This window comes from Opitutaceae bacterium (assembly GCA_041395105.1).
In the GTDB taxonomy this organism is placed as follows: domain Bacteria; phylum Verrucomicrobiota; class Verrucomicrobiia; order Opitutales; family Opitutaceae; genus B12-G4.
In genome coordinates, this window is record JAWLBB010000003.1 from 376,533 (window position 1) to 403,366 (window position 26,834).

Annotated in this window: 23 protein-coding genes and 1 tRNA gene; 9 read left to right on the forward strand and 15 right to left on the reverse strand. The window is 60.7% G+C overall.

Annotation, left to right across the window (positions count from 1 at the left end; genetic code table 11):
- Positions 1-244: 244 nt before the first annotated feature.
- The 8 genes from R3F07_13155 to R3F07_13190 form a co-directional block, all read right to left on the reverse strand.
- Entirely contained in the window at positions 245-1,033 is a 789-nt protein-coding gene (locus R3F07_13155; protein MEZ5277324.1) for a glutamine amidotransferase, read from the reverse strand.
- A 64-nt stretch (positions 1,034-1,097) separates the two neighbouring features.
- A complete protein-coding gene (locus tag R3F07_13160) occupies positions 1,098-1,745 on the reverse strand; it encodes a phosphoribosylanthranilate isomerase (GenBank protein MEZ5277325.1) in 648 nt (215 codons plus the stop codon).
- A gap of 262 nt (positions 1,746-2,007) precedes the next feature.
- Entirely contained in the window at positions 2,008-3,102 is a 1,095-nt protein-coding gene (locus R3F07_13165; GenBank protein ID MEZ5277326.1) for a DegT/DnrJ/EryC1/StrS family aminotransferase, read from the reverse strand.
- A 277-nt stretch (positions 3,103-3,379) separates the two neighbouring features.
- Positions 3,380-4,906 (reverse strand): uroporphyrinogen-III C-methyltransferase, encoded by a 1,527-nt coding sequence (cobA, locus tag R3F07_13170; GenBank protein MEZ5277327.1) that lies wholly within the window; start codon positions 4,904-4,906, stop codon positions 3,380-3,382.
- Positions 4,906-5,778, reverse strand: a complete 873-nt coding sequence (hemC, locus tag R3F07_13175; protein ID MEZ5277328.1) for a hydroxymethylbilane synthase — start codon at positions 5,776-5,778, stop codon at positions 4,906-4,908. The genes cobA and hemC overlap by 1 nt, the downstream gene beginning before the upstream one ends.
- A gap of 213 nt (positions 5,779-5,991) precedes the next feature.
- Positions 5,992-7,020: a ketol-acid reductoisomerase gene (ilvC, locus tag R3F07_13180; protein MEZ5277329.1), complete on the reverse strand. Its 1,029-nt coding sequence runs from the start codon at positions 7,018-7,020 to the stop codon at positions 5,992-5,994.
- 96 nt (positions 7,021-7,116) lie between these two features.
- Positions 7,117-7,587, reverse strand: coding sequence for an acetolactate synthase small subunit (gene ilvN, locus R3F07_13185; GenBank protein MEZ5277330.1), 471 nt, complete (start codon positions 7,585-7,587; stop codon positions 7,117-7,119).
- Between the two features lie 20 nt (positions 7,588-7,607).
- A tRNA-Val gene (locus R3F07_13190) sits at positions 7,608-7,684 on the reverse strand.
- A gap of 418 nt (positions 7,685-8,102) precedes the next feature.
- On the opposite strand from R3F07_13190, the gene R3F07_13195 reads away from it, so the two are divergent.
- The 3 genes from R3F07_13195 to R3F07_13205 are packed head-to-tail and all read left to right on the forward strand — an operon-like array spanning position 8,103 to position 10,963.
- Complete coding sequence (locus tag R3F07_13195) at positions 8,103-8,537, forward strand: EamA family transporter (GenBank protein MEZ5277331.1); 435 nt, start codon at positions 8,103-8,105, stop codon at positions 8,535-8,537.
- A 19-nt stretch (positions 8,538-8,556) separates the two neighbouring features.
- Entirely contained in the window at positions 8,557-9,807 is a 1,251-nt protein-coding gene (locus R3F07_13200) for an NAD(P)/FAD-dependent oxidoreductase (GenBank protein MEZ5277332.1), read from the forward strand.
- 58 nt (positions 9,808-9,865) lie between these two features.
- Positions 9,866-10,963 carry an alpha/beta hydrolase family protein gene (locus tag R3F07_13205; GenBank protein MEZ5277333.1) on the forward strand — a complete coding sequence of 366 codons (1,098 nt, stop codon included), beginning with the start codon at positions 9,866-9,868 and terminating at the stop codon, positions 10,961-10,963.
- 45 nt (positions 10,964-11,008) lie between these two features.
- Here R3F07_13205 and R3F07_13210 read toward each other — a convergent pair whose 3' ends face one another.
- The gene (locus R3F07_13210) at positions 11,009-11,470 is read right to left on the reverse strand and encodes a copper-binding protein (GenBank protein MEZ5277334.1); all 462 of its coding nucleotides are present in this window, start codon (positions 11,468-11,470) and stop codon (positions 11,009-11,011) included.
- A gap of 160 nt (positions 11,471-11,630) precedes the next feature.
- The gene (locus R3F07_13215; protein ID MEZ5277335.1) at positions 11,631-12,965 is read right to left on the reverse strand and encodes a DEAD/DEAH box helicase; all 1,335 of its coding nucleotides are present in this window, start codon (positions 12,963-12,965) and stop codon (positions 11,631-11,633) included.
- A 381-nt stretch (positions 12,966-13,346) separates the two neighbouring features.
- Here R3F07_13215 and R3F07_13220 point away from each other — a divergent pair, with 381 nt between their 5' ends.
- The gene (locus R3F07_13220) at positions 13,347-14,087 is read left to right on the forward strand and encodes a metallophosphoesterase (GenBank protein MEZ5277336.1); all 741 of its coding nucleotides are present in this window, start codon (positions 13,347-13,349) and stop codon (positions 14,085-14,087) included.
- Here the strand turns inward: R3F07_13220 and R3F07_13225 are convergent.
- The 3 genes from R3F07_13225 to R3F07_13235 all read right to left on the reverse strand — a co-directional run bounded on the left by R3F07_13225 (position 14,059) and on the right by R3F07_13235 (position 16,805).
- The gene (locus R3F07_13225) at positions 14,059-14,544 is read right to left on the reverse strand and encodes a cyclic nucleotide-binding domain-containing protein (protein MEZ5277337.1); all 486 of its coding nucleotides are present in this window, start codon (positions 14,542-14,544) and stop codon (positions 14,059-14,061) included. The genes R3F07_13220 and R3F07_13225 overlap by 29 nt on opposite strands.
- Before the next feature lie 69 nt (positions 14,545-14,613).
- Positions 14,614-15,390 (reverse strand): aldolase/citrate lyase family protein, encoded by a 777-nt coding sequence (locus tag R3F07_13230; protein ID MEZ5277338.1) that lies wholly within the window; start codon positions 15,388-15,390, stop codon positions 14,614-14,616.
- Between the two features lie 128 nt (positions 15,391-15,518).
- On the reverse strand, positions 15,519-16,805 hold the full coding sequence (locus R3F07_13235) for an enolase C-terminal domain-like protein (GenBank protein ID MEZ5277339.1): 1,287 nt from the start codon (positions 16,803-16,805) through the stop codon (positions 15,519-15,521).
- Between the two features lie 135 nt (positions 16,806-16,940).
- On the opposite strand from R3F07_13235, the gene R3F07_13240 reads away from it, so the two are divergent.
- Both R3F07_13240 and R3F07_13245 read left to right on the forward strand, forming a co-directional pair.
- Positions 16,941-17,774, forward strand: coding sequence for a sugar phosphate isomerase/epimerase (locus tag R3F07_13240; GenBank protein ID MEZ5277340.1), 834 nt, complete (start codon positions 16,941-16,943; stop codon positions 17,772-17,774).
- A gap of 101 nt (positions 17,775-17,875) precedes the next feature.
- Entirely contained in the window at positions 17,876-18,946 is a 1,071-nt protein-coding gene (locus R3F07_13245) for a zinc-binding alcohol dehydrogenase (GenBank protein ID MEZ5277341.1), read from the forward strand.
- A gap of 47 nt (positions 18,947-18,993) precedes the next feature.
- Here R3F07_13245 and R3F07_13250 read toward each other — a convergent pair whose 3' ends face one another.
- Together R3F07_13250 and R3F07_13255 are read right to left on the reverse strand one after the other, a co-directional pair.
- On the reverse strand, positions 18,994-19,755 hold the full coding sequence (locus R3F07_13250) for an SDR family oxidoreductase (GenBank protein MEZ5277342.1): 762 nt from the start codon (positions 19,753-19,755) through the stop codon (positions 18,994-18,996).
- Positions 19,756-19,785: 30 nt separating this feature from the next.
- Positions 19,786-20,688, reverse strand: a complete 903-nt coding sequence (locus tag R3F07_13255) for a hypothetical protein (GenBank protein MEZ5277343.1) — start codon at positions 20,686-20,688, stop codon at positions 19,786-19,788.
- A 212-nt stretch (positions 20,689-20,900) separates the two neighbouring features.
- On the opposite strand from R3F07_13255, the gene R3F07_13260 reads away from it, so the two are divergent.
- The 3 genes from R3F07_13260 (at position 20,901) to R3F07_13270 (ending at position 26,819) form a co-directional block, all read left to right on the forward strand.
- On the forward strand, positions 20,901-22,829 hold the full coding sequence (locus R3F07_13260) for a Gfo/Idh/MocA family oxidoreductase (protein MEZ5277344.1): 1,929 nt from the start codon (positions 20,901-20,903) through the stop codon (positions 22,827-22,829).
- A gap of 169 nt (positions 22,830-22,998) precedes the next feature.
- Complete coding sequence (locus R3F07_13265) at positions 22,999-24,405, forward strand: MFS transporter (GenBank protein ID MEZ5277345.1); 1,407 nt, start codon at positions 22,999-23,001, stop codon at positions 24,403-24,405.
- An 86-nt stretch (positions 24,406-24,491) separates the two neighbouring features.
- Positions 24,492-26,819 carry a heparinase II/III family protein gene (locus R3F07_13270; GenBank protein ID MEZ5277346.1) on the forward strand — a complete coding sequence of 776 codons (2,328 nt, stop codon included), beginning with the start codon at positions 24,492-24,494 and terminating at the stop codon, positions 26,817-26,819.
- Positions 26,820-26,834: the final 15 nt, after the last annotated feature.

The following is a 26,834-nucleotide window of genomic DNA, read 5'->3' on the forward strand; positions in this document are numbered from 1 at the left end:
CCGGACACCCTCTCGCTTCGGAAAATTCCCACCGCCCCGTGACCGCTCCCCCGCCGCCCCGGGCAACTCCATCCCCCACCCGATCGAACCCGCAACCCACCACTGCCAAGAGCCTTCAGGGCTCTCGAATTTGTAACGTATTATGTTACAAACGGGCGGAACCGGTTCGGAGGGATGTCTCCGTCGGATGGACTCTCGCGGGCCTCAGACCTCACTCGGACCACACGCGGGTCTCAAGTGGAGTTCAGGCGGTGAAGAGCTGGCGCCAGAACTGGCCGTACTGCGTCCACTTGACCAGGTTGATGCCCCAGTGGGGGCTGGCGCCCGTGGTCCAGGCGGATACGCGGCCGCTCCCCAAGGTCCGCTGGGCCAGCAGAGGAAACCACTGGTCCCAGTACTGGATCTCCAGGATGGTCTCCGCGTCGCTCCGACGCCGGGTTTCGTTGAAGCCGAGGAGCGGCGGTAATGCGTCCAGATTGATGCCCTTGAGGATGGGATGATCGCCGACCGGGCTTCGCACGGAAAAGCTCTCGGTCGATTCGATCAGGTCATCCCCTTCAATGCACGCGACGGGAAGGACGTCGCGGAAGAGACTGCGTCCCCAGCCGCCCTTGCCCATCTGGCCGCTGAAGCTGTACCAGCCTCCGTTCATGTGGAAATGCCCGCCCTCACTGATCCACTTCTTCAGGGTATTGAAGCGATCGGGAAAGGTAACGTAGTCACTCTCCCACTTCATCCGATTGAAGAAATCCGGATGAAGCATCAGGCACTTCGTCTCGACATCGCCGAATACGATGGTGCTGGCCCAATCCAGGCGCCGCTCGAAGTCATCCGGCGACATATTGTAGAGCTCCCACGAGGGCTGGGAAATGACTTCGGCCCCCTCAATCGCCTTCATCGCATTCACGACGGGCTGCGCATAGTTGAGGACCTCGACATTCTTCTTGGCCGAGAGAAAGGGTGACTCGATATATTCATTCCCGGTGTGAATACACCAGTTGCCCACATGCCAGATTCTCAGATTCCTGCTCATCGTTTCATCCTTGGTTTCCCTTTTCGCGCCATCGAGGCTCAACAGATTCTGAAAGTCGGTGCCCCTACCCACTTCCACCCATCGCTGTGGCCAGGGATTTGAGTTTCGCCGGGTCTTTGATGCCAGGGGACAGTTCGACGCCGCTGCTCAAGTCGACAAATCGGGCACCGGATTGTCTGATGGCCGCGGCGATATTTTCCGGATTGAGGCCGCCGGCCAGAATCCACTGCTTGCCGGGATGCTCCGTCGAGAGATCGTGGAACCGTCCCCAGTCACCGGTTGCACCGGTCCCGCCAAAAGCGTCCTGGCGGAAGGTGTCGATGAGGAAGGTATCGGCCAGGGACAGCAGCCAGTCGGGAAAGGGGTGATCGGGTGGAAGGTGCGGGACCAACCACAGACGGTCGACGCCGGCCACCTCACCCCAAGACTCGGCAAGTGCCTGATCCGTTTCCGGATCAACGTGCAGCTGAAAGAAATCAAAGCCGGAATCCGACACCACTCGCAGTTCCCCGGGGGTTGGTCTCACCATGACCGCCACCCGCCGGAGGTCAGGCAGATCGGCCCGAAGCCGGGAATACGCATCCAGTGACAGGAAGCGGGACGACTTTGGATACAGAATGAATCCGAGAAAATCAGCACCAATTCCAGCCGCGGCACCGGCGTCCGCCGCGGAAGTGAGTCCGCAGATCTTGAGTTGGATGCCGTTGATCATGACAGGTGACAGAACAGGGTCAGACTGGCGATGGACCGGATCCAATTTAGCCGCGCCGCTCTGTCGGCGCGTTCCCGAACGGCAGAGCGGCGGCAGAGCCATTCGACCAGCTCAGGCCGGGGCGGAGCGGCTACAACGGGACTGAGCGTAACCTTCGCCTGTAGGAGAGGCTTTACGCCTCGATTCTCCAGGGATGTCCGACGAATGGATCGAGGCGTAAAGCCTCTCCTACAGAATCCTCCAGCCGGTGCAGTCTGTGGCATCAGAAGCGGTTGAGGGTTTCGATGACGTGGTCGACCTGCGGGTCGGTCAGTTCCGGGAAGACGGGCAGGCTGAGGCAGGTGCTCGCGATGGCTTCGGCCACGGGGAAGGCGCCGACGCCGTAACCCAGTCCCGCAAAGCAGGGCTGCCGGTGGAGCGGGATCGGGTAGATGATATCCGTGCCGATTTCATGCCGGGTCAAGTGGGCGCGCAGGGCTTCCCGATCCGGATGCCGGATAGTGAATTGGTGGTAGACCGATTCGCCCCACTCCGGGACAACGGGCAGGGTGATGCCCGGATGCCGGATCCCTTCCAGGTAGCGGCGGGCGACGGACCGGCGTCGTTCGGTCCATCCCTCCAGGTACGGGAGTTTCACGTTGAGCGCGGCCGCCTGGAGTCCTTCCATCCGCATGTTGAATCCGACGCGCTCATGCAGATAGCGGGTGGCCGAGCCGTGGACCCGGAGGATTCGAACCGTATCCAGAACCTCCTTCCTCCGGGAAATGACCGCGCCACCCTCGCCGCAGCCACCGAGGTTCTTGGTCGGGTAGAAACTGAAGGTCCCTGCATCACCGATCAGGCCGACCGGATGGTCCCGGAACCGGGCAAGATGAGCCTGGGCGCAATCCTCAATGACCTCAAGCCCATGCCGCTCGGCCACATCCATCAGGGCGTCCATCTGCGCCGGTTGTCCAAAGAGGTGAACCACCACAACCGCCCGGGTCCGGGGGGTGATGGCCGCTTCAAGCGCGGCCGGATCCAGGCAGAAGGTGTCGGGATCGACATCGGCAAAAATCAATTTCGCCCCGAGGTAGCTGGCCGTCCAGGCACTCGCGATAAAGGTGAAGGCCGGGACGATGATCTCGTCTTCCGGACCCAGGTCCAGTGCCAGCGCGGCCAACTGCAGGGCGCTCGTTCCATTGTCGACCGCCACGGCATCGTCCGACCCGCAAGCCCGCGCAAAGCCCGCCTCGAAGTCCACCACGTCCTGACCAAGGCAGAAGCGCCCGGCATCAAGCGTTCGTGCCCAGGCCTCGAGGAGTTGCGAGCGAAGCGGCTGGTGCTGGAGAGAGAGATCGAGAAAAGGAACCTTCATGATGCGTTCCTATGGTTATGGGCCAGGGAATCTTCGACCGCAAGTGAGCAAAACGGCCCTTGATGCTTGGGGAACTTCGAAGAACCACAGGAAGGCGCTGAACGCTGGAGTCCTGGAGCTGAGCGTCCTTCTTCAGTCGGTATAGCCACTTCGCTGTGCCGAAGTGTATCCGAGTCCTGCGGGAACGCCGACACAGCGGCGCTGCTGCACATCATTGCCTCTGCCGCTCTGCGAATGTGACAGCTGCTGGATTGAATTGTTTGAGAGACACTGCCCTTCACCCCTTGGCAAACTTCGCAACAAGAGCGTCAACCAGCGCCTCAAGGCTCGACTCCCCGGCTTCGAAGTCAACCGGCATGCCGATCTCCCTCATCGTCGCCGAGGTGATCGGCCCGATGCTTCCGGCGATCGGGCGACACGCGCCCTTTTCCAGAACGAGGGAACCCGCCTGATCCACAAAGGACCTCACAGCTGAGGAACTCGTGAAGAGGATGGCATCGGCACCGTGCTTGCGGAAGTCCGCAGCCCCTGAGTGGTCAGACAGGTCCGCCGTTTCCGTGCGGTAAACCGGGAAGCGATCCACAATGGCCCGTGCCTCGTTCAATCGGTCGAAGAGAATATCACGATTCAGGTTTCCAGTGATGAGGAGCACCTTGGCGCTGTCCATGGATTCCCGCTCAATCAGTGCATCAGCCAGATCCTCGGCCGTCGCCCGGGTCGGCACCAGATCCACCCTCAGGTGATACTCCCGAATCGCTCTTGCGGTCGCCTCGCCAACCGCGGCAATTCGCAGAAGTCCGAGCGAGCGCAGATCCTCGAATCTTCTAAAGAAGAGATCGAAAAAGGCCCGAACCCCATTGACGCTCGAGAAAACGATCCATTCATAGCTGCCCAGTTCCTCGAATATCTCTTCCTCCACTTCGGGATCTGCTGCCGGCACAATGGATATCAATGGCAGCGAGACCACTTCCGCCCCGCGGGCTTCCAAGAGTCCAGCCACCTCTCCCACCCGTTCCCGGTTCCGGGTGACCGCAATCCGCCTCCCGAGAAGCGGGCGATTCTCAAACCAGGCAATTGATTCCCGGAATCGGACCACATCGCCGATGATGATGATGGCGGGCGAGGTCAGTCCTTCCGACACAACGACTTCCGACAGGGTTTCGACGGTAGCCACGCAGGTGCGCTGGCGGGACAACGACGCCCACTGGACGCAAGCCGCCGGCGTCGCCGGATCGAGTCCCCCACCGATCAACTCCCCACAGATCGCCGCCAGACGGCCCATTCCCATGTAAATGCAGAGGGTGGTCTCCTTTCGAGCCAGAGCCTTCCAGTCGACGCTGACCGCATCCTTGGACGGATCCTCATGCCCCGTCACAAAGACGACTGAAGAGGCCACTTCGCGATGGGTCAGCGGAATGCCCGCATAGGCCGCCGCCGCCAGGGAAGCCGAGATTCCCGGCACGATCTCAAAGTCAACCCCGTCCGCGGCCAGGCGCCGGGCTTCTTCGCCTCCCCGTCCGAAAACGAGGGGATCTCCCCCTTTCAGGCGGACAACGGTTTTTCCGGACCGCCAGTGCCGGACAAGTATGTCCTCTATTTCGTCCTGCGGCACCGCGTGAAAACCCGACTTCTTGCCGACAAAGACCTGTTCGCAACCGGCCCGACACCATTCGAGCAAACCCGGGTGGACAAGATAATCATAGACCAGGACATCCGCCTGCCCAATCAATTCCCGGGCACGCAGGGTGACCAGTCCGGGATCCCCCGGACCCGCCCCGACGAGATAGACTCTGCCCTTGCTCATCAGATCAGTCCCGCTTCCTGCAGAGCCATCCGGGCAATTCCCTCGGGAACCTGTCCGGCATCGTCGCCGGGAACCTGATAGACCCGGTGGCCGCATTTCTCATGGAACAAATGGACCTTGCCCCCCGTGTAGTGGACAGCGAATGCCGTCTGGCATCCGCCTTCCATGACCCTCAAGAAGGCGCGCTCCAGGCTGACCGCCACGCCGGTGCTTCCGTGGAGCAATCGACTGAACCGCTCCACCTCCCCTTCCCGACACTGCACCGCAATTGCGGCCTGGCCGGCCGCCGGAACACAATTCTCGATCGACAAGGGCACCAGGCGGACGCCAGGAAAGGAATGGATTCCAAGGCGCTTCAACCCGGCCGCGGCCAACACGGTTGCCCCGGCTTCGCCCTCGGCCACTTTGCGGAGGCGTGTTTCCACGTTCCCGCGAATCTCCGTGAAAGAGGCTTCGGGAAAGAGGCGGGCCAATTGCTGACGTCGCCGCGGGCTGCCGGTGGCAATGACCTCCGGGCGCTCCACGCCTTCCGGGAGAACAATGACATCATGGGCCACCTCGCGAGGGAGGAACCCGGCCAGAACGAGGCCCGCGCCCAGATCCGTCGGCAGATCCTTGCCGCTGTGCACGGCCAGGTCGGCTTCGCCGTCCACCAGAGCCCGCTCAAGTTCGCCCGTGAAGAGGCCCTTTCCGCCCTGCTTCTCCAGCGACCATTCGCGCTGACGATCGCCGGTCGTGACCAATTCGAGCAATTCAAACTCTGTATCCGCCAGGTGCTGACCCAGGTATTCGATGACCATCCGTGTCTGGGCCAGGGCCAGGGGGCTGCGGCGCGTGGCCAGGATGATCGGACGATCGGTGGATGAGGTCATGGGTACAGAGGAAACGGCGACACAGCGCCGTTGCTACACCGGACCTGCATCTTTCCAATTGCAGCCACTTCGCTGTGTCGAAGTGCCATATCGGTGGATGAGGTCATGGGTACAGAGGAAACGGCGACACAGCGCCGTTGCTACACCGGACCTGCATCTTTCCAATTGTAGCCACTTCGCTGTGTCGAAGTGCCATCATTCCTGTGAACCCGCTCAATTGTAGGCCGCCTGGACGCCGCCGATATTGCGCTTGGAAACCCAGGGCATGAGTCCGCGGAGTCGACGACCCGTCTTTTCGATCAGGTGGTTCTCATCAGCCTTCAGCAGGGCGTTGTAGTTCTTCAGGCCGCCCTTGTGCTCGGCGACCCAGGCCTTGGTGAACTTGCCGGTCTGGATCTCCTTCAGGAGCTTCTTCATCGCCTTCTTGGTCTGGGCGGTGATGATCTTCGGTCCCGACACCACGTCACCGTATTTGGCGGTCTCGGAGATTGAGAAACGCATGCCTGCGATGCCCGCCTCGTTGATCAGATCGACGATCAGCTTGAGCTCATGCAGGCACTCGAAATAGGCCATTTCCGGCTGGTAACCGGCTTCGACGAGGACTTCAAAGCCCGCCTTGATCAGGGCGGAAGTGCCGCCGCAGAGAACGGCCTGTTCGCCAAAGAGATCGGTTTCGGTCTCTTCCTTGAAGGTGGTCTCAATCACGCCGGCACGGGTTCCGCCCACGCCCTTGGCCCAGGCCAGGGCGTTCTTCTTGGCCTTGCGGCTCTTGTTCTGGTGGATCGCGATGAGCGCGGGGACTCCCTTGCCTTCCTTGAATTGGCTGCGGACAACATGGCCCGGCCCCTTCGGGGCGACCATGATGACATCGACATCGTCCGGAGGTGTGATCAACCCGTAGTGGATGGACAGGCCATGGCTGAAGAGCAGGGTCTTCCCCTTGGTCAGGTTGGGCTTGATGTCCTTTTCGTACACGGCGGCCTGGACCATGTCCGGCAGGGCGATCATGATGATGTCCGCCTTTTTGACGGCTTCGGCCGTATCGTAAACCTTCAGGCCGTGCTTTTGGGCGACTTCCCGCGACTTGCTTGTCGGATACAGGCCGATGATGACCTTGCAGCCGCTCTCCTTCAGGTTGAGCGCATGGGCATGGCCTTGGGAACCATAGCCGATGACGGCGAGTGTCTTTCCTTTGAACACGCCGAGATCGGCGTCCTTATCCGTGTATACTTTAGCAGGCATGATGGGTTGTTTGTATGATGGATTGTTCGTGAAAACGGTTGGTGTTCGTCAGGCATCCGAAAATGTCGGGGAGCCCGGACAAAATGAAGTGCCGGATCAGCGACGCATGGCCACTTTGCCCGTTCGCGCCTGCTCGATGATCCTGAATCCTTCGACCATTCCAAGAAAAGCGGTGATCTTTCCCTCGTCCCCGGTCAACTCGATGATGACCGATCCCGGCGAGACATTGATGATCTTGGCTCTGAAGATGTCGCAGATCTGGAGAATCTCCGAACGGGTCTGAGAATCGGCGGTCAGCTTGATCAGGAGCAGTTCCCGCTCCACCGCCTGGCCCAGCTGGAAATCGACAACCTCGATCACATTGATCAACTTGCGCAACTGCTTGTTGATCTGGTCGAGCACCGCATCGTCGCCCCGGAGAACCACGGTGATCCGCGACAGCGACGGCTCGTGAGTGGGCGCGACGTTGAGCGAATCGATATTGAAACCGCGTCCGCTGAACAGACCCGCGATGCGGGCCAGAACACCGAATTTGTTCTCTACGAGGACGGATATGGTATGCCTCATGGCAGATGGATTGGATGGAATGGTGGACGCCGAGGGACTCGAACCCCCGACCCCCTCGGTGTAAACGAGATGCTCTAACCAACTGAGCTAGGCGTCCGGGAAAGGGTCGTTTAAGCCGCAAAGGACAGGCGGGATCAAGAACGAATTCCCCCGCCTTTCCGGTTGCCGCTGAAGGGGTCATTGCTTGACTCTTGACAAAAGCAGGAGCGCTTTTGTCAAGAGTCAAGCAATGACCCCTTCAATATCCCGATGCTCCGTTTGCGGGAACTTGACTCAGGATCGCCGCTCCCGTGAGATTCAGAGCCGGCACTTGAGTAACCTCGCTCGCGGCATGATCCTTCATTCCAGAGGTTCCAACTTCCGGTGGCGAGTCATCGATCAGACTGATTCCAGAAACATGCTCAATCATGAGTGTCATCGTCATCACCGGCTGCCGTTCAGCATTCGGATTCGAAGTCAGCGGGCTGATTGATTCTTCCGGACTGAAAACCTCAACCTGAACCGGACTGTCCGAAATGGCCGCTTCCTCATCCTGGATCACCTGGGCCCTTCTCTCCGCGGTCTTTGCAGCGTTGACCGCGATTTTCGCCAAAGTCGGGATCCAGGGGGTCGACTCCGACCTCGCGACCCTCGTCCGAACGGCCATCATCATCGTGGTGCTTTCGGCGTTTGTCTGGCTTGCCGGAAAATGGAGCAATCCATTCCGGTTGCCGCCGCGAACCTGGATCTTCCTCGCGCTGTCGGCGTTCGCCACCGGAGCGTCATGGGTCTGCTACTTCCGGGCCCTTCAGGTCGGACCGGCCTCGAAGGTCGCGCCGATCGACAAGCTCAGCCTCGTCCTGGTCGCCGTCTTTGCCTTCGCCTTCCTGGGTGAGCGGCCGACCGGAAGGGATTGGACAGGTATTCTCCTTGTGGCGGTTGGGGTCCTTGTCCTGGCGACTCGACGCTGACCGGGTCGACCATGAACTCATGAAGACACATCCGCCGGCTGGTCCGAGATACACTGTCATCGTGATAGGTGGCGGAGCTGCCGGTTTCTTCGCGGCCATCACCTGCGCGGAGGTCAATCCGCGGGCACGGGTGCTCATCCTGGAAAAGACCCGACACCTTCTTTCCAAGGTCCGCATTTCCGGTGGAGGCCGCTGCAATGTCACCCACGCCTGCTTTGACCCGCAGGAATTGGTTCAACACTATCCGAGGGGGTCACGGGAATTGCTCGGGCCCTTTCATCTCTGGCAGCCGCGTGACACGATCGACTGGTTCGCCCAGCGGGGCGTGCCCCTCAAGACCGAGTCCGATGGACGGATGTTTCCCATCACCGATTCCTCCTCCACCATCATTGATTGCCTGCTCAATCGAACCCGCGAGCTGGGGATCGAGATACGTGAACAGGCCGAGGTTCAATCCGTCGTTCGATCGGAATCCGGTTCTTTTCGTCTCAGCCTGAAAGATTCCGGCAATCCCCTGGACTGCAACGCAGTCATCGTGGCCTCGGGTGGTGGGGTTCAGTCCGGCGGATTGAAGATCGCCCGGGACTTCGGGCATACCATCACCGAGCTCGCTCCTTCTCTCTTCACCTTCCACGTGGACGATCCCCGGATCAAGGACCTTCAAGGGCTGGCCGCTCTGAACACCCGTGTTTCCTGCAGGCAGATCGGTCTGCAACAGACTGGCCCGGTCCTCATCACACATTGGGGCCTAAGTGGACCCGCCATCCTGAGACTCTCCGCCTGGGGAGCCCGGGCCTTTGCCCAGCTTGGTTATTGCTTCGAAATTGAGATCAACTGGACCGGCCCATATTCTGCCGAGGATGTACGCACACGACTGAACGAGTTGAAATCCGGATCGGGAAAACGCCGGGTCAGCGCCCACTGTCCCTTCGAACTCCCCCGCCGCCTCTGGGAGCGGCTGCTGGATGCCGCCGAAATCGGTCCGGACTTTCAGTGGGCTCGCCTGAGCAAGGCCCAGATCCACACCCTCGCGACCGAGCTGGCCTCCGGCCGGTTCCAGGTCACGGGAAAGAGCCTGAATAAGGAGGAGTTCGTCACCTGTGGCGGAGTCGAACTGGCCGAAATCGACTTCAAGCGGATGGAGAGCAAGCGTGTTCCCGGCCTGTTCTTTGCCGGCGAGGTCCTCGACATCGACGGAGTGACCGGTGGTTTCAATTTCCAGGCCGCCTGGACGACCGGCCACATCGCCGGAACCAGCGCGGGACTTTGAAGTCGACGGGCAGGAATCTCCAACACAGTCACCCACCGGACAGATTCACCACACAATCATGACCACACGAAACCTCAGCCCGCAGCAGATGTTCATCCGGCTCGCCGGAGAACATGCCCCTCTCTGCCGATTTTCCGGAAGGAGCCGGCGTCAATTCAGCGCTTGGAAAAAATCGACTCTGCCGAAAGTCCTGGCGACTCTTGGAGACGCACCGCCCAAGGCTCCCCTTGATCCTGAATTGCTGGCTCAATGGGAAGAGAACGGACTGCTCAGGCAGCGTTGGATCATCGACGTCCAACAGCACCTGTCGGCGATCGTCCTGGTCAATATCCCACTGGGATTGGCCAGCAAGGAACGTCGCCCCGCCATCCTCTGCTGCCATGGTCACGGCGCTTTTGGAAAGGAACCCGTCATGGGCAATGACTCCAGCCCCGAATTGCGAGAGACGATCGACCTGCACCGCTACGATTACGGACGGGTCATGGCGCAGAAGGGATTCATCACCTATGCGATCGACTGGATCGGCTTCGGTGAACGAAACGACAACAACAAACCCAACTTCCGGGCCCTCGGCGACGGACGCGACTGGTGCAACATCTATTACCTGCACGCCACCATGTTCGGCATGACTTCGCTTTCCATCAATGTGGCCCACGGACGGGCAGCCACCGATTTTGTTGTCTCTCAGCCGCACGTCGACCCCGACCGGCTTGGGGTCATGGGCCTGAGCGGCGGTGGAACCATGACGGTATGGATGACCCTCTGCGATGGACGGTTCAAAGCAACCGAGATCATTTGCTACAGCGATTTGTGGTCTGCTTTCGGAATCCGCGACATCAACTACTGCGGCATGCAGGTGGCCCCGGGGCTATACAAACTCGTCGATCTACCCGATCTTCAAGGCCTGATCGCTCCACGTCCCCTTCTGATCGACATCGGGGCCCAGGACAGCTGCTTCAAGGTCGATACTGCCCTGAAGTGCCAGGAGCAGTTGACCAGGATCTACCGCGCCGCCGGAGCCGGGGATCGTCTCGAGCTCGACCTTCATCCCGGAGAGCACGGATGGGGCGGCAACAGATCCGAAGCCTTCTTCCGCAAGCATCTGGGGGGCGACTGGTCCTCGGAACAGCCCTGGTCGGCGGCAGCTGCTACCTGAACAGTGGCGAGCTGTCGAGGGTCAGGCCGCAGGGGTTCCCCTGGTTTACGCCTTCGGCGGGACCACCGTGATGAACTTGATCAGGAATCCGTTCTCGTCCCTGACCATGCGGGCATGAATCTGATCTCCCTTCTTCAGCGTCGAAAGATCGAAGGATTCCGGCACGGAAAAGCCCATCGTCATGGCAGCCATGACGCCTTCGATTTCCTCATGCTTGACCACCACCATGCGCTTATCGGGCATGACATTGGTGACTTCGCCGACCAGGGCATGCCCGGACTCGGCGCAGCACTCCATCTCACAGGAAGCAGAGCATTCCTTATCGGCATGCTCGGACTTGGCACAGCATTCCATCCTGCAGGACGCGCTGCATTCCTTATCAGCATGCTCTTCATTGGAAGCGGTGTCGCCAACCCCGCAGGACCCGCAGTGGGCGGAAACCTGGGAGACAGCGAAGAGAGAACCGGCCAGGAGGGCCAGGGCGAACGAGACAGTGGGAGTTTTCATAATTCAGTTACAGACGAAGATTCAACGCTCACTGTGGCACTTTCCCTTAAGAATTACGAATCTTCTTCGCCGCTTTGACGCAGCGGCTGATCGGGGGAGCGGATGCCCGATCCGTCAGAGGGACAGACCAGTGAAGGTCCGCCCTCGACTGCCGGGAGTCCTACCAACCGGAGCGTGTGGTGTGGCGTCGTCCTCTTCCGCCGCCACCAAAGGAACCCCCGCGGCGATTGGCCGGACGGGACGCGGTCTGAACCGACGGTCGATTTCCACCGGACACCTGGTTCGGGCTTCGACCGCCGCCGCTCCGCGGCTGGCTGCGTCTCAGCTCGCCCCGGACCGGCGGAACCACCGCAAAGGGATGGGTTTCGTGGACCGGAATGGTCAGACGAATCAGCTTTTCGATGCTCTGCAGGTAATCGCGCTCCGTGGCGTCGCAAAAAGAGACGGCCAAGCCTTCGCTTCCCGCCCGGGCGGTCCGCCCGATCCGGTGGACATAGGATTCCGGCTCGTTGGGAAGTTCAAAGTTGATGACCAGGTCGATGCCCCGCACGTCAATGCCCCGGGCGGCAATATCCGTGGCGATGAGGACCCGGGTCCTCTGCTGCTTGAAATCCTCGAGTACCCTCTGACGGGCTCCCTGGGACTTCCCGCCATGAATGGCGGCGGCTTCAATCCCGTCCCGGCTCAGCTTCTTGACCAGTTTGTCCGCCCCGTGCTTGGTCCTCGAGAAGACGAGGACCTGATGGGACGCATGCTCGCCCAGCGTATGGACGAGAAGACGCAGTTTGTCATCCTTTTCCACGTGATAGACCCGCTGGGTCACCTTCTCCGCCGTGCTCGCGACCGGAGCCACATCCACCCGCTTGGGGGACTTCATGAAGGACTCGGCCAGGCGACGGATTGCCTCGGGCATGGTGGCGGAAAAGAGCATCGATTGCTGGCCGCCCGGCAACTGTTTCAGGACCCGCTTCACATCCGGGGCAAAACCCATGTCGAGCATGCGGTCGGCCTCATCGAGGACGAAGATCTCGACCGCACTCATCGACAGGTGACCCTGTTCGAAGAGATCGAGAAGACGCCCCGGCGTCGCCACCACGATGTCAACGCCTTCGCGCAGGGCCCGAACCTGGGGCTGCTGGCCGACCCCTCCGTAAATGACGGCACAGCGCAGATTGGTGAACTGACCGTAGAAACGGAAATTCTCCTCCACCTGAAGGGCCAGTTCCCGGGTCGGGGCAAGGATGAGAGCCCGGGGCAGCCCGCGGGTGCGTCGGGCGGTCCGTCCGCCCAGGCGCTGGAGAATGGGAAGAGCGAACGCGGCAGTCTTGCCGGTTCCGGTCTGGGCGCACCCGATCAGATCCAGGCCGCTCAGAAGAGTCGGAATGGCTCCGGCCTGGATCGGCGAAGGATGCGTGTAGCCCCTCTGGTTGAGAGCACGCATGAGCGGCTCGTTCAAACCAAGTGAGAGAAAGGTAATGCTGGTATCTGTATTCATACGAACTGACAGCGCGGTCTTTCCGGGCGCAAAAAGGCCCGTGAGAACGCACATGATGGATACCCGGTCATGTTTCGGCGCAGCCATGAACTGCCGGCCGGAACTCCGGGCGAACTTCTGTTTTTTCTTAGATGAGCTGAAAGACCTCTGAACGGTCACTCATCTGTCAAACGTTCGAAGGAGGTCGTCGACATTGACATCTGAAACAGAAATCCGCCGTAGACCTGAAAGGGCGGAACGTTTCAGGGACCAACCCACCTGGCAAGCACCATTTTCACATCCGATCCATTCGACCTTCTCGCCAGAGAAAGGGAAATCATCCCCATTCTTGACTCGGCAACCTCATGAACGTTCTGTTTCGGCCCGACCCTCCTCCCCTCCATGCCGATCCTTTTCGTAGCCGATATCCACTATGCGCTGAAGCAATTCGACTGGCTGGTCAGCCAGGTGGATAGCTACGAGGCCATCATTATCGGTGGCGATCTCCTCGATCTCAGTTCGGCCCTCGACTTCGACATACAGATCGTCGTTGTCGAAAAATACCTCCACCAGCTGAGGCAAAAGACGCGTCTCTGCGTCTGCTCGGGCAATCACGACGGCGATGCCCGGAATTCAGCGGATGAATCGGTGGCCCAATGGCTGGTTCAGGCGAAGGCGGAGGGACTTCATGTCGACTTCGACCATCTGCGGATCAACGGGACGCTCATCACCATCTGTCCCTGGTGGGATGGGCCCCATGGTCGAGCCGAGTTGGAAGCCCTGCTCGAAGCCGGATCCCGCGAAGCACGGGAAAAATGGATCTGGATCCACCACGCCCCTCCGGATGCCTCTCCCGTCAGCTGGACCGGGAAGCGCTTTGTCGGTGATGCCTTCCTGGTTGACTCAATCCGCAGATATCAGCCCGATCTTGTCCTGTCCGGGCATGTCCACAATGCACCGTTCTACCCGGATGGATCGTGGATTGATCGGATCGGCAAGGCCTGGGTGATGAACCCGGGGCGACAAATTGGGGCGGTTCCGGCCTTCATTTCCCTCGATCTTGACGCGATGACCGCCGAATGGATTTCCATTCAGGACCGGGGGGCGCAGGACCTCACATCTCCTCTGGCGGCAGTGGATTGACCTTGCGTGTTCTTGGCTGACGAAGGATGAGGGATTCGAGGACCTGGTCGACCATGCCCAGATGGTCGTGCCCTTCATACTGCCGTTTCACGTCACCAAGGTAGCCGACAAGATTGTTGACCCGGCGGGCAAGAAGCTCGGAGACATGAAGGTGAAACTCCGGATGTTCCACCAGGAACTGGCGTGGATCCTCAATCACGAAGAGTCTCGAATCCGCCGCCGCCCGGACATCCGCTGAATGCCCAATGGAGAGGAGAGCGGCGATTTCACCGAAAACCGCTCCGGGCTCGGTGACATAGTCAATCCGGACATCTCCCTTGGCGACTTCGATTGCACCTTCTATCAGGACAAGAATCCTTCCGGATCGGGCCCCCTCAGCCATGATGACTTCGCCGGCCGAGAAGTGGCGGACCTCATGTTCGGCGAAAATCTCGAGTATGGGATTCGTTGACGGCATCTTTAGTCCGGTATGCGGCGGGTTGCTACCCGACGAGGAAAGTCAGATTGAAGAACCGTGCAAGAAGACTCATCCGCGAACCTTCCTTCCCCGCTCCACCAGCTTGGCGAAGGCCTGGGAGAGATAGCCCCCGTCGGATCCGACGGCCAGGAAGTTGAAGCCTTCTGCCGCCAGATTCGAAGTCTGCTCGGGGTCGAGTCCGAGGATGCCGGCTGCCTTGCCCGCCTTGGTGGCCGCGTCGACCACGCGCGCTTTCGCCGCAAGGAAATCCGGGTGGTTGTACTGTTGCGGGATCCCGAGACTGACGGATAGATCGAGTGGACCGACGAAAAGGACATCGATGCCTTCGACCGCCGCGATCGCATCGACGTTCTTCAGACCCGTGGCCGTTTCAATCTGCGCGATGACCAGAGTGGCTTCGTGACTGCGGGCGAGCCATTCCTCAAAGCAGGCCCCGAACTTCGCCGCCCGGTTGAATTTTGCAACCCCACGCACACCGCGCGGCGGGTAGCGGGAAAAACGAACCGCATCGGCCGCCTGTTCTGCTGTCTCGATATAGGGAACCATGACTCCGAGTGCGCCCATGTCGAAGGCTCGCTTGAACAGCTCCTGCCGAAGCTGGGGGATCCGCACCACCGGAACCGCACCCCGGCCGGTTGCCGCCATCAGGAGTGAGGGCAGCCGGTCCCAGTCGCCCATCCCGTGCTCCAGATCAATCAGAATCCAGTCGAGACCGGATTGGGCGGCCAGCTCGACCGCGATGGGCGAGCCGGTGTTGAGAAAGGTGCCGATCCGGGTCTTGCGCTCCAGGATCTCGCGTCGAAAATCAAAGTTGATCGTGTTCATGGTCGGTCAAAGGAGGGAATTCCGGGAACTTGCGGGTAGGAGAGGCTTACGACTCGATAGACCGTCGGATCGAGGCATAAAGCCTCTCCTACATATTCGGCAGGATAGGACGCATAAGTCATGGTATACTACCAACGTGTTTTCTGGAAGGTCCAACCGGGTTCGATTTTCTGCATCTCGATGGCGTCGTCACGGGCCGTCAATCCGCACTTTCGGTACTGCTGATGCAATCGCTCCAGCGCCTCCCGGTCCAGTTCCACCCCAAGCCCGGGTCCCTCCGGCACGTTGACGAATCCGCCGTCGAACTTGAGACGCCCTCCGATGATGACCTCTTCGCTCTGCCAGGGATAATGCGTATCGAGGGCGAAATCGAGATTCGGGATGAGCGATCCGAGATGAACCATGGCAGCCAGGGAGATACCTGCGTGCGAATTTGAATGCATGGAAACCCCGCGGCCAAAGACCCGGCAGATCCGGGCCAGCTCGATGCATGGCCGGATCCCTCCCCAGAAATGATGATCACTGAGGATGATATCCTCAGAACCAAGCCGCACACTCGACGGAAGATCCTCGAATGAGGTGGTGCACATATTGGTGGCGAGCGGTGTTTTCAGGGCTTTCCGGACCTCGGCCATACCCTCCTGGCCGCGAGTCGGGTCCTCGAAGTATTCAAGCACACCCTCCAGGGTCTTCCCGATCTCGATGGCTGTGGATACCTTCCAGATGCCATTGGGATCAATTCGCAGGGGCACGTCCGGACCGAAGGCATCCCGCAGGGCGAGGATCGCATCCCGTTCCTCCGCCGGAGGAACCACCCCGCCCTTGAGCTTGATCGAGGGGAATCCGAAGACCCCGCACATGGCCTTCGCCTGGGCCACGATTTCATCCGGAGTCATCGCGACTTTCTGGCGAGCCCCCGCCCAGCCCGTGGCGGCTGGGTCCGTCCCAAAACCAAGTTCCCCTCCTGCTCCAACATGTTTATAAAAGAGATAGGCGCCAAACGGAACCCGGTCGCGAACCCTTCCGCCAAGAAGATCGCCGAGCGAACGATCCAACTGTTTTCCGGCCAGATCCAGGCAAGCGACTTCGATCGCACTGAGCACATGAACCAGGACCCGTTGGTCCCAGGGCGCATCACCTCGCTGCCCGACCGTGGTGTGATCATGGCCCGCTTCAATCCTGCCGAGCAAAGGACCCATCCTGACGGGATCCGCACCGACCAGACGTCCGCAGGCCCCGTTCAGTGCCGACTCGATGGCCGGCGTACAGGGAGACTCGCTGATTCCCACCCGGCCGGATTCATCGATCAATTCGAGTATCAGGCGAAGGGCAAATGGCGCATGCAGGCCGGATGCCGCCAGCAGGGGGGGATCGGTCAGCGCAATGGGAGTAATCTTCCAGGAAGCGATTTTCATGGGACGTGGATGACTATTGTGTGGCCCTGGCCAAGTCGATCCCCAATGATCCTGACTCACCATAAAGCCGGCCGAATCGCGTTAAAATAACGGTCCCGCCCGACTTCTCCCCTCCGGCTTCATTGTCATCTCCCCATGTTCTCCCCGACCCTCTCCGTCTTCACGAAGCCCTGGCAGAGAGACTCCCTCGAGTCCCTGGCCGACCAGATTGCCGCCTGGGGCGTTCAGGGCATCGAATTCCCGGTCCGCAAGGGTTTCCAGGTCGAACCCGGGAACGCCCTTGACCGCCTGCCCGAGGCCGGGGCGGTTTTTCGGAAACGTGGATTGAGAATCATCAGCGTGGCCACCCATTTCGATGGGTCGATGATCCGGTCCTGTGCCGCGGCCGGCGTATCCATTCTTCGGATCATGCTGCCGGTAGATCCGTCGCTCGGCTACCGCGCGTCGGTCGACCGTTTCCAACGCACCGCCGATTCCCTGACCCCCCTGCTCCGGGAAACCGGCGTGGTCGTCGGCGTTCAGAATCATGCCGGCAATTTCGTGGGCAGCGCGGTCGGCCTGATGGAAGCGATGGCCCCACTCGACCCCGCCTGTTTCCAGGCGGTTCTCGACCTCGGCCACACCGCTCTCGCCGGCGAACCGGAGCCCATCGCCCTTGACCTGGCCGCTCCACGGCTCGCCATGGTCAACCTGAAGAACGCAGTCCGCCGTGAAACGGGACGCGACCGGACCGGTGCCTCCACCTGGGCGGTCCAGTGGACTGATGCCCGATCCGGCTACACCTCCTGGCCCACGGTGGTTCGGGAACTCCGGCGCCGCCGCTTTGAAGGCCCCATCTGCCTGACTGCGGAGTACAAGGACGAACGCGGCGATCCCCTGACCGGTCAAGACGTCAATCCACTCATCCGAGCCGATCTCGACTACATCAAATCGCTTTGGCTTGAACCCGAAAAGGAGATCCTCCAATGACCTCGGGCCTCAAGATTGGTGCCACTTCGCGGTGTTCTCTGTATCCCGTCGAACGCCGACACAGCGGCCTTGCTTCATCGCAATAAGTTTTTTCCTCTCTCATGAACTTCCCGACCACTCGAAAGGTCATCGCCGTCCATGGTGATGGACAACTGCGCCGTATTGAGAAGCCGATGCCCGAATTGAAACCGGGCAGCGTTCTGATTCGGGTCGGTGCTTCCCTCGTCAGCCCGGGAACCGAACTGGGTGGCGGCTGGAGAGCCCTTCGGGCACGCCAGGACAAGCCGGACCCGGAATTTCTGCCCAAACCGATCGGTTACTCAAATGCCGGTGTGGTGGTTGCCGTCGGTGACGGCGTTTCCAGGTTCGCGCCCGGCGACCGGGTGGCCGCCGTCGGCGCGGGATTCGCCCAACACGCCGATTTCGCGGTGGTCCCTCATCATCTCGTCGTTCCACTGCCCGACGCCCTCGACTTCGAACAGGGTGCCTACGCCATGCTTCTCGCGACCGCCCTGCAGGCCGTCCGTCGCGGCAAGATTGAATTGGGACACTATGCCGCCGTGGCCGGGCTCGGCCTGGTCGGCCAGCTGACCGGCCGAATGGCGCAACTGGCGGGTGCGTATGTCATCGGTTGGGACATGTTGCCGGCACGACTCGAAGCAGCCCGGGACCTTGGTTTCGATGCCACTCTCCAGGTCGGAGGCGACGACCTCGTGGCAAAGACCCGAGCGTTCTCCGGGGGTTCCGGCCTCGACCTGGGATTTCTCGCTCTGGGCGGCGACGCGGAGAAGCCGTTTGACGCGCTCGAGGCCAGCATGAAGATTTCTCCGGATACCCATCCGGAAGGCACCATCGTGGTGGTCGGCGGAGCGAAATTCCCCTACAAGGGGACATTGACCAATCTTGATATCCGACGATCGTCGAGGACCGGCCCCGGCTACCACGACCCTGATTGGGAGCATGGGCCCGACTATCCCACCGTTTTCATGCGCTGGACCACGCGGACAAACCTCGAGCTCTGTCTTCGGCTCGTGGCCGAGGGCAGGATTGACGTCAAACGACTGACCTCGCACCGCGTTCCATTTGAATCGGTTGAGGAACGAACCAGAGAGATCACCACCGAACCCGATGCCATTCTCGGGATGGTCTTTCAGATGGACGGCAGCGGTTGAACATCCTGTCCGCTCCCGGAATCTCCTCATCGGAGATCACCAGGCACTTACAGAAGGAGCCCCCCGTCGACGGGCAGGGCGTGTCCGGTCACAAAAGACGCGCCGTCGGAACAGAGCCAGACCACGGCCGCCGCCACCTCCTCCGGAGTCCCGATCCGGCCGATCGGGTGCTTGGCGACGGTGCGCTCAGCCAACGCGGCATCATGGAAAAACGACCGCTCGGCCATCTCCGTCTGGATGACGGCCGGGCAGACCGCGTTGATGCGAATTCCCTTGTCGGCATATTCCATCGCCGCCGCCTTCGTCAGGCCGATCACCCCATGCTTGCTCGCATAGTAAGCCGAGCCGATCCGTCCCCCTTTCAATCCCGCGACCGAAGATATGTTGACGATCGCCCCCCCGCCCGACCGAAGCATCTGTGGGATCTGGTATTTCATGCAGAGCCAGACACCCTTGAGATTGATGCCCAAGACCTGGTCCCAGACTTCCTCATCATAGTCCGCCGTCGGAACATACGGCGTGCCCTCGATTCCGGCGTTATTGAATGCAAAATCCAGACGGCCCAAACGCTCAACGCAAACGGCCACCATTCGTTCGACATCCCCCGCCAGCGAGACGTCGGTCCGGCAGAAGAAAGCCTCCCCTCCGAGCGCCCGAACGAGCTCCACGGTTTCCTCGCCCTCGGCCTCCCGGCGGGCAGCGATGGCGACCGCGCAACCTTCAGACGCAAACGCGAGCGCTGCGGCCCTCCCAATCCCCGAGCTGCCACCCGTGATCAATACGGTTTTCCCTTTCAATGATTGAGGCATGAATGTTCAGGGATTCGTCCACATCCCTCTCTACCTACCAACTCCGCCCGATGCGACGAGAGCCCGATGGGCGAATTCCCAATCCTCCAGGTGATTGAGCACGACCGCGGAAGTTGGACGGTCGGTTTCGGCCAGACCAAGAAAATCGCCGATCGATTTCTGTTTCTCCGGACCATGTTCGCGCTGCCGAAGATACCGGTTCCATTCTTCGATGGCAGGACGATCGAACGAGCCGCTCGTCTGCTTCCGGATCCATCGCTCAAAACCCATATATGAGGGGAGTTCCGTTTTCAGATAGGCAACCGTCTTTTCCCGGTCCAGATTCAGGACCTTCAAGACCTTCGCATCCAGTCCGTTGCCACAACCCGGATAATCCGGGTGTAACCAGCCCCGCGCCTCGAGGATGACTTTCAGCCAGGTCCGGGGAAGCTGGCAGACGCCAAGCCGTCCATAGTCCAATGTGCTGATCAAAGGTATCACCGTTCCGGACTTCCAATCGGTATTCCGGAAGTCCCGCACATAAAACCAATGCCAGTCCTCAAGGTGATTGAGGACGACCGCAGACATGAGATCCGGTGCAGCCTTCAAACCGATACTCTCGGGAAGGAAGTGGAACTTGGCCGGGCGATGGATGCGGGTCCGGATCAATTCGTTCCAGCAATCCCGAGTCAGCGCATCGGGCTTGCGACCGGCGTTTTCCGCCACCCACTTTTCACAGGCCAGATAATTGGGGCGTTCGGATGCGATGAAGCCAAGGAAGGATTCCTCCGGAATCTTCAGCCCCTCGAGCAACCAGCTGTCCAGCATCTGCGAGCAGGCCGGGTATTCCGGATCCAGGAGACCGTGAGCCTCCAGGAGTGCCTTCCACCAGAGTCGCGGCAACTGGCAATAACCGATCGGTCCGTAACACAGGCTGGAAATCAGGGGAATCATCGCGGGACGCAGGATAGGCATCGCCCGATCCGCGTCACTTCAAAACGATCTCACCACCGGAGATGCCGCCTGGCAAAAGAGTCGGGTGAAACCTGTCGTCGCCCACGAAAACCTCAATGGAATGTGCCTGGCAGTCTACAAGTGAATCGACTTCCGTCTTCCGTTCTTCGTTTCTTCGTAGTTTCCTCTCCTCCAGCTGCCAACAAATCATCATGTCCACCATCTCATTCATGTCCGCCAATTTCGTCGCCCGCGAAATCGGTTACCATATGTCCGAAGGCTGGGGTCAGGGGGACAAGGCCACCCAGGCCTGGTTCTCCCCCCTCAACACTTTCGAAGAACGATTCGGCGCGATGCTCGCCGAGGTGAGCGACCTGGGCTTCAAGGCCATCGATCTATGGATCGGCCATCTCCACTGGTCCTGGGCGACCCCCGCCCATCTGGAGATCGCCGCCCGACTCCTTGACGCTGCCGGACTTTCTCCGGTCAGCTATGCGGGTGGGTTCGGCGCGACTCCGTCTGAGTTCCGTGCTGCCTGCCTGGTCTGCGTGCGCCTCGGCATACCGGTTCTCGGCGGCGGCCTGCCCCTGCTTCAGACCGACCGTTCGACGGCGGTTTCCATCCTGCGCGAATACGGGTTGGTCTTCGGGTTGGAAAACCATCCGGAAAAGAACCCGGAGGAAGCCCTCGCCAAACTCGGCAAGGGCGACGAGGACGTCATTGGCATGGCAGTCGACACCGGCTGGTTCGCCACCCAGAAATACGATGCCCTCAAGGCGATCCAGGTTCTGGCGCCGCGGCTCAAACACATCCACCTCAAGGACGTCAAAGCACCGCGTTCCGAAAAGACCGGATTCATGTTCGTCGACATGGGCCACGAAACCTGCGCGCTCGGCGATGGGATCGTGCCGATCGAGGCCATCGTTCACGAACTGGTCAAACTCGGCTACCGGGGTCCACTCAGCATCGAGCATGAACCCGAGGAGTTCGATCCGCGGCCGGATGCCAAGCTGTCTCTCGACCGGTTGCAGGGATGGCTGAAATCGGGCATCGAGCGGATCACGCCACCCAATCCCCTGGGAGTTGCCATCGTGGGATGCGGCAACATCGCCGATGCCTACGCGAAGCAGATCAATTCGTATCCACATGTCGCCCTTCTCGGGGGGTTCGACCTCGACCGGTCACGGGCCGAAGCACTGACCGGAAACTACGGGGGAAAGGTCTATGCGACGCTTGAGGAAGTTCTGGCCGACCCCAAGGTTGAGATCGTGGTCAACCTGACCATTCACCATGCTCACGTGGAAGTCATCACCAAGTGCCTCGAAGCCGGGAAGCACGTCCATACCGAGAAGCCGCTGGCCTTCACCTACAAGGACGCCAAGGCCCTGAACGACCTGGCGGCCGGCAAGGGCCTGCGTTTGAGCAGTGCCCCGACCACCTGGCTCGGCGAAGCCCAATTGACCGCGTGGAAGGAAATCCGCGAAGGCCGGATCGGCACGCCGCGGGTTGCCTATGCGGAGGTCAATTGGGGGAGAATCGAAGCCTGGCACCCGAATCCCGGACCCTTTTACGACGTCGGGGTGGTCTATGATGTTGCCGTCTACCCGCTCACTCTGCTGACGGCCTGGTTTGGACCGGCCACCCGGGTCATCGCCGGCGGCGGCGTGGTGTATCCCGACCGGAAGACAAAGGACGGAACCCCTTTCTCCATCACCACTCCGGAATGGACCTGTGCGGTGGTCGACTTCGCAAACGGGGTCAAGGGCCGGATCACCTCCAGTTTCTACACCGGATGGAATACCCGGCAGCACGGGCTCGAAGTGCATGGCGACGATGGGATGATCGCACTCGACCGGTGGGATGCCTTCGACTCGCCCATTTATCATGCGGAAGCCGCCCATCACGGTGCCCCACATCGAATGGTGCCTCTTCGCCCGCCTTCTCCGGGAATCGAGTTCGCCCGCGGACTGAGCGACCTTGCCGAATCCATCCGGGAGAAGCGACTCCACCGGACCTCGGGTGAACACGCCGCCCATGTGGTCGAGATTGTCCAGGCCATCCACGCCTCCCTGAAATCCGGTCAATCGGTCGCTGTGACTTCGACCTTTCCCAAGTCGGATCCGTTGCCCTGGGCCAGGTAGCCGACCGGGTCGAGTCCGGATTCGCGGGTTCACTCGAAGCGCACCCCTTACCGGATCGTCAGGATAGTGCCTCGGCCTCACCGAATCCGTGAGTTGATCACTTGTAGATTGACCTTGTTCGCAACGGGCAGACGATGCGCATCACCCGTCCATCGGAGATACCCCGACTTTGAAGATACCCACCCCTGACACAATCGGCAGCCCGAATGCCCCCAAGAAGTGGAAGGCGGGAACGCTGACCTACACCTCGGCCGGACTGGCGGTTCTCTTCATCTGGCTGCTCTTCGGCGATTTTGCCTGGCAGCTCAAGGAGCGCTCGGTCACGGCCACAGCCCAACTCTTCCTCAAGCGGTTTGAGTCCAGTGATTTCTTTGTCGGCCTGCTCATCGGCTCGCTCCCCGCCGCCATGGGAATGATCATCGGGCCGATCATCTCGGTCCGGTCCGACCGGCACCGCGGGCGCTGGGGCCGCCGGATCCCCTACCTGCTGGTGCCACTGCCGTTTGTAACCGCATCGATGGTCGGGCTCGCCCTGTCCCCGCAGGTTGGCGGCTTCTTTCATCAACTGCTCGGAGACACGTCCCCGGGGCTAAACGCCTGCGTGCTTGGGGCGTTTGCCGGTTTCTGGGCGCTCTTCGAAGTCGCGACAGTCATCGCCAACGCGGTCTTCGGGGGCCTGATCAACGATGTCGTTCCCCAGGCGATCATCGGGCGGTTCTTCGCGCTTTTTCGCATCGTCAGCCTGATTGACGGCATCATTTTCAACTACTTCCTGATCAAACACGCCGAAGAGTACTTCGTCTGGATATTCATCGGGACCGGAGTCTTTTACGCGATTGGCTTCAGTCTGATGTGTTTCATGGTGAAGGAGGGCGAATACCCGCCGCCCGAACCTCTCAGTGAGACTGCCAAGCCCGGTCGGATGCAGGGACTGCGGTCGTATCTGCGCGAGTGTTTCGCCACCCCCTATTATCTCTGGATCTTCGTGGCCCTGACCCTGTGCATGCTGTCTTTCGGGCCGGTCAATTCCTTCAGCATCTTCTATGCAAAGAGCCTGGACATGAGCATGCAGACCTACGGTCGCTACATCGCCGCTTCCTACGCCTGTTCGATCATCCTGGCCTATTTTCTCGGCTCACTGGCCGATCGTTTCCATCCACTTCGCATGGCGATCGCCACCATTGGTCTCTACGCCGGGTTCATGCTCTGGGGTGCAGGGTTTGCCACGGACTCACCCCGCTTCGGGGTCGCCTTCATCGCGCATACCGTCATCTCCGGGGCCTATTTCACCTCGACCGCATCGATCGGTCAGCGTCTCTACCCGAAGATGAAGTTCGCCCAGTTCGCCTCCGCCGCCGGCATCCTGATCGCCGCAACCGCCGCGGTGCTTCCCCCGACAGTCGGACTCATCCTCGACGCAAGCGGCCACCAATACCGACTCACTTTCCTCATGGGCGGTATCCTCGCCTCGACCGGTCTGCTCATTCTGCTCGTGGTCCACCACAAGTTCATGAAGCTGGGCGGTCCCAAGAACTACAAGGCGCCCCATGCCGATCCGGTGGCCGAGGTTGCCTGATTCATTGGCCGTCAAGCCGGCGCAAAACCGTTCGCTTCCCTGGGTCCGGGCTTGTCCAACAAAGGACATTCGGTTCTCCTCGAGGCTTGCACATCACCCCGATCAATAGTGCGGAAGCTGTCTTTGCCCCGTTCTTTGATGAGAACCTCGGAGAGCTCTCACATTGGACCTGTGACGCACCCGGTGCCGTTGGCCTCAGACTGACCCAGAGTTGGGCCTTCGTCATCGTCAATTGGGAACGGCCGGCAGCTGACGGTCTTGTCCTTCGCCTGCAGCGCAACTTTGATGGATTTGACTGCTCTGCCTACAACCGTCTGATCGTCAGCATCAACCTGCCGGAGGGCAGCATCATCCGCCTGAGGGCCGAAACCGATGCCGGACCCGTCGAAAGAACCGGGCCGCCTTCCGGGACCACCCGCCGGGAAGAGTGGCTCGACCTTGGCGGCGCACATCAGATCCAGTCCCTTCGGGTGGAAGTCCGGACCGACCACCTCTCGGCCGGTTCCGGCTGGCTTCTCTGGTTCGGACTCCAGGATACCGGCCGGCTCCCCTTCCATCTCGCCCAATGGGAAGGTTACGATGAGCGGTGGGAGGCGTATCTTCAGCCCCCCGACTTCGAACCGGAGTTCAAACCCACCTACGGTTTGATGATCAACGCGGATGAACTGGATGACATCCGCAGACGCTTCGCCTCGACCCACGCCATGGATGAGCTGCGAACGGCGGCCGGCATGGCCAGGGAGGTCCGGCCGGAGAGCCTGATCGGGGAAAACATCAATTTCTGGAATTTCAACGGCTTCCGCCGCGAGCGGGAAATGGGCCGCATGCTTCCCCTCCATGGACCTTACGCGGCCCAGGCCGGCGTGCTCTGGCGCGACAAGGACCTCTGCCGCCTCGCCGCCCGTTTTGCCCTGAGCATGGTGCACTGCGACCATTGGGAAGATGTCTTCTTCGCCTTTTTCCGCGGAAGCAACTGGGATCAACGCGGATTCGTCCAATCCATTGCGACCTGGGACTGCGCGGTCATCCTCGATCTCTGCGGCGAATGGTTCACTCCGCTGGGCCGGGAGCTGATCCTGCGGCGGATCTCCACCGAAGCCCATGGAGCGATGTGTCATGCGTCTTGGTGGTGGGAATACATGTACCACACCAACCAGATGGCGTGGATTTCTCCCGCCCGGCTTTATGGTCTCCTCATCCTGGAGCAGACCATGCCCGCACGTTGCGGGAACCACCCGAAGCCGCCGTCCCGCGTGGCGGCCCATACCGATATCGCCTGGACCAATCTGCAGGACAACCTTGAGAAATGCATGTTGCCGGACGGAGGCTATGTCGAGGGGTGCACCTATTTTACCTGGGTGGCCAGGCAGGCCGTTCTCTGCGCCCTCCTCTACGGCCGGGGACGTCATATGGATATCCGCCAACTGGTCCCGCCCGCGCTCTTCCGGACCGAGACGCTGGCCGAGATCCTCGTCTCCACGGATGACAATCAGGACATGATCCTGACCGGCGACGCCTGTGTCGCTTTCGGCGAAGCGCTCGCCTTCCTGGCCTGGCTCATGCCCCGATCCCACTGGGTCACCCTCTATCGGAAATCCCTTCGCCGGGCCGGTGCCGCTCCCATGCTCCTCGCCTTGCGATTTGACAGCGAAATACCGGCAGAGGGTCCCGACTTCGCCCCATTCCTGGAAATGCCGGATACCGGCATGATGGCCTCGGTCCGACGACTGGGGACCGAGTGGGTCAAACTCTTCATCCTCGGGAACAAGGCCGACGGCGACCATCAGCATGAGGATAAGGGCAACTTCATTCTGGAATGTGCCGGCGACAGCTTTGCCTTTGATTTTGGTGTGGTCGACTACGCCAACCCGGTGACGGAATTGCTCAAGCACTGCCAGCGCCACAATATGCTCACGCCATGGAGCGAGACGGAACGACCCAGGCCCCGGAACCCGATTCACTTGGACATCAAACCCGTCGGGCACGGGGACGGGGAATCCTTTCGCGCCTCCATGGATGTGTCTCCGGGTTGGGATGGCTGGTTCAGCCGATGGCAGCGCACCTGGGATTCATCCGCACCGGATCGACTGACCATCATCGACGATTGGTCGGTTGAACGAGGAGAGGGTGTGATCTTTCACTGGACGACGCGTCTGCCCATTCGCCTTGAAGGCACTCGAGCGGTCATCAAGGGAAGCCGGGCGACCGCGGTCCTGTCGTTTCCCGAAGAGGTCGAGGCCGTCGTCGAGGAGCTTCCGCTCATGGATCCCGGTCGACGGGCCATCGACGAGCAGCGTCGCGACATCATCCAGTTCGGCTGGACCCACGCCGCGACGCAGCCCCGGCTCACCTTGAGGCAGCGTGGCCGCAGTGGAACCCTGCGGGTCGATGTTCAATTGTCACTGAACGATTGATACAGTTGTCCGGAG

What these genes read in the sequence shown, in the direction of transcription:
- R3F07_13245 (MEZ5277341.1), top strand. Translation starts at nt 17,876, where the DNA reads ATGAACTTCCCGACCACTCGAAAGGTCATCGCCGTCCATGGTGATGGA.
- R3F07_13205 (MEZ5277333.1), top strand. Translation starts at nt 9,866, where the DNA reads ATGACCACACGAAACCTCAGCCCGCAGCAGATGTTCATCCGGCTCGCC.
- R3F07_13250 (MEZ5277342.1), bottom strand. Translation starts at nt 19,755, where the DNA reads ATGCCTCAATCATTGAAAGGGAAAACCGTATTGATCACGGGTGGCAGC.
- R3F07_13210 (MEZ5277334.1), bottom strand. Translation starts at nt 11,470, where the DNA reads ATGAAAACTCCCACTGTCTCGTTCGCCCTGGCCCTCCTGGCCGGTTCT.
- cobA (MEZ5277327.1), bottom strand. Translation starts at nt 4,906, where the DNA reads ATGAGCAAGGGCAGAGTCTATCTCGTCGGGGCGGGTCCGGGGGATCCC.
- R3F07_13215 (MEZ5277335.1), bottom strand. Translation starts at nt 12,965, where the DNA reads ATGAATACAGATACCAGCATTACCTTTCTCTCACTTGGTTTGAACGAG.
- R3F07_13220 (MEZ5277336.1), top strand. Translation starts at nt 13,347, where the DNA reads ATGCCGATCCTTTTCGTAGCCGATATCCACTATGCGCTGAAGCAATTC.
- R3F07_13160 (MEZ5277325.1), bottom strand. Translation starts at nt 1,745, where the DNA reads ATGATCAACGGCATCCAACTCAAGATCTGCGGACTCACTTCCGCGGCG.
- ilvN (MEZ5277330.1), bottom strand. Translation starts at nt 7,587, where the DNA reads ATGAGGCATACCATATCCGTCCTCGTAGAGAACAAATTCGGTGTTCTG.
- R3F07_13255 (MEZ5277343.1), bottom strand. Translation starts at nt 20,688, where the DNA reads ATGATTCCCCTGATTTCCAGCCTGTGTTACGGACCGATCGGTTATTGC.
- R3F07_13200 (MEZ5277332.1), top strand. Translation starts at nt 8,557, where the DNA reads ATGAAGACACATCCGCCGGCTGGTCCGAGATACACTGTCATCGTGATA.
- R3F07_13230 (MEZ5277338.1), bottom strand. Translation starts at nt 15,390, where the DNA reads ATGAACACGATCAACTTTGATTTTCGACGCGAGATCCTGGAGCGCAAG.
- R3F07_13260 (MEZ5277344.1), top strand. Translation starts at nt 20,901, where the DNA reads ATGTCCACCATCTCATTCATGTCCGCCAATTTCGTCGCCCGCGAAATC.
- R3F07_13225 (MEZ5277337.1), bottom strand. Translation starts at nt 14,544, where the DNA reads ATGCCGTCAACGAATCCCATACTCGAGATTTTCGCCGAACATGAGGTC.
- R3F07_13195 (MEZ5277331.1), top strand. Translation starts at nt 8,103, where the DNA reads ATGGCCGCTTCCTCATCCTGGATCACCTGGGCCCTTCTCTCCGCGGTC.
- ilvC (MEZ5277329.1), bottom strand. Translation starts at nt 7,020, where the DNA reads ATGCCTGCTAAAGTATACACGGATAAGGACGCCGATCTCGGCGTGTTC.
- R3F07_13235 (MEZ5277339.1), bottom strand. Translation starts at nt 16,805, where the DNA reads ATGAAAATCGCTTCCTGGAAGATTACTCCCATTGCGCTGACCGATCCC.
- hemC (MEZ5277328.1), bottom strand. Translation starts at nt 5,778, where the DNA reads ATGACCTCATCCACCGATCGTCCGATCATCCTGGCCACGCGCCGCAGC.
- R3F07_13240 (MEZ5277340.1), top strand. Translation starts at nt 16,941, where the DNA reads ATGTTCTCCCCGACCCTCTCCGTCTTCACGAAGCCCTGGCAGAGAGAC.
- R3F07_13165 (MEZ5277326.1), bottom strand. Translation starts at nt 3,102, where the DNA reads ATGAAGGTTCCTTTTCTCGATCTCTCTCTCCAGCACCAGCCGCTTCGC.
- R3F07_13155 (MEZ5277324.1), bottom strand. Translation starts at nt 1,033, where the DNA reads ATGAGCAGGAATCTGAGAATCTGGCATGTGGGCAACTGGTGTATTCAC.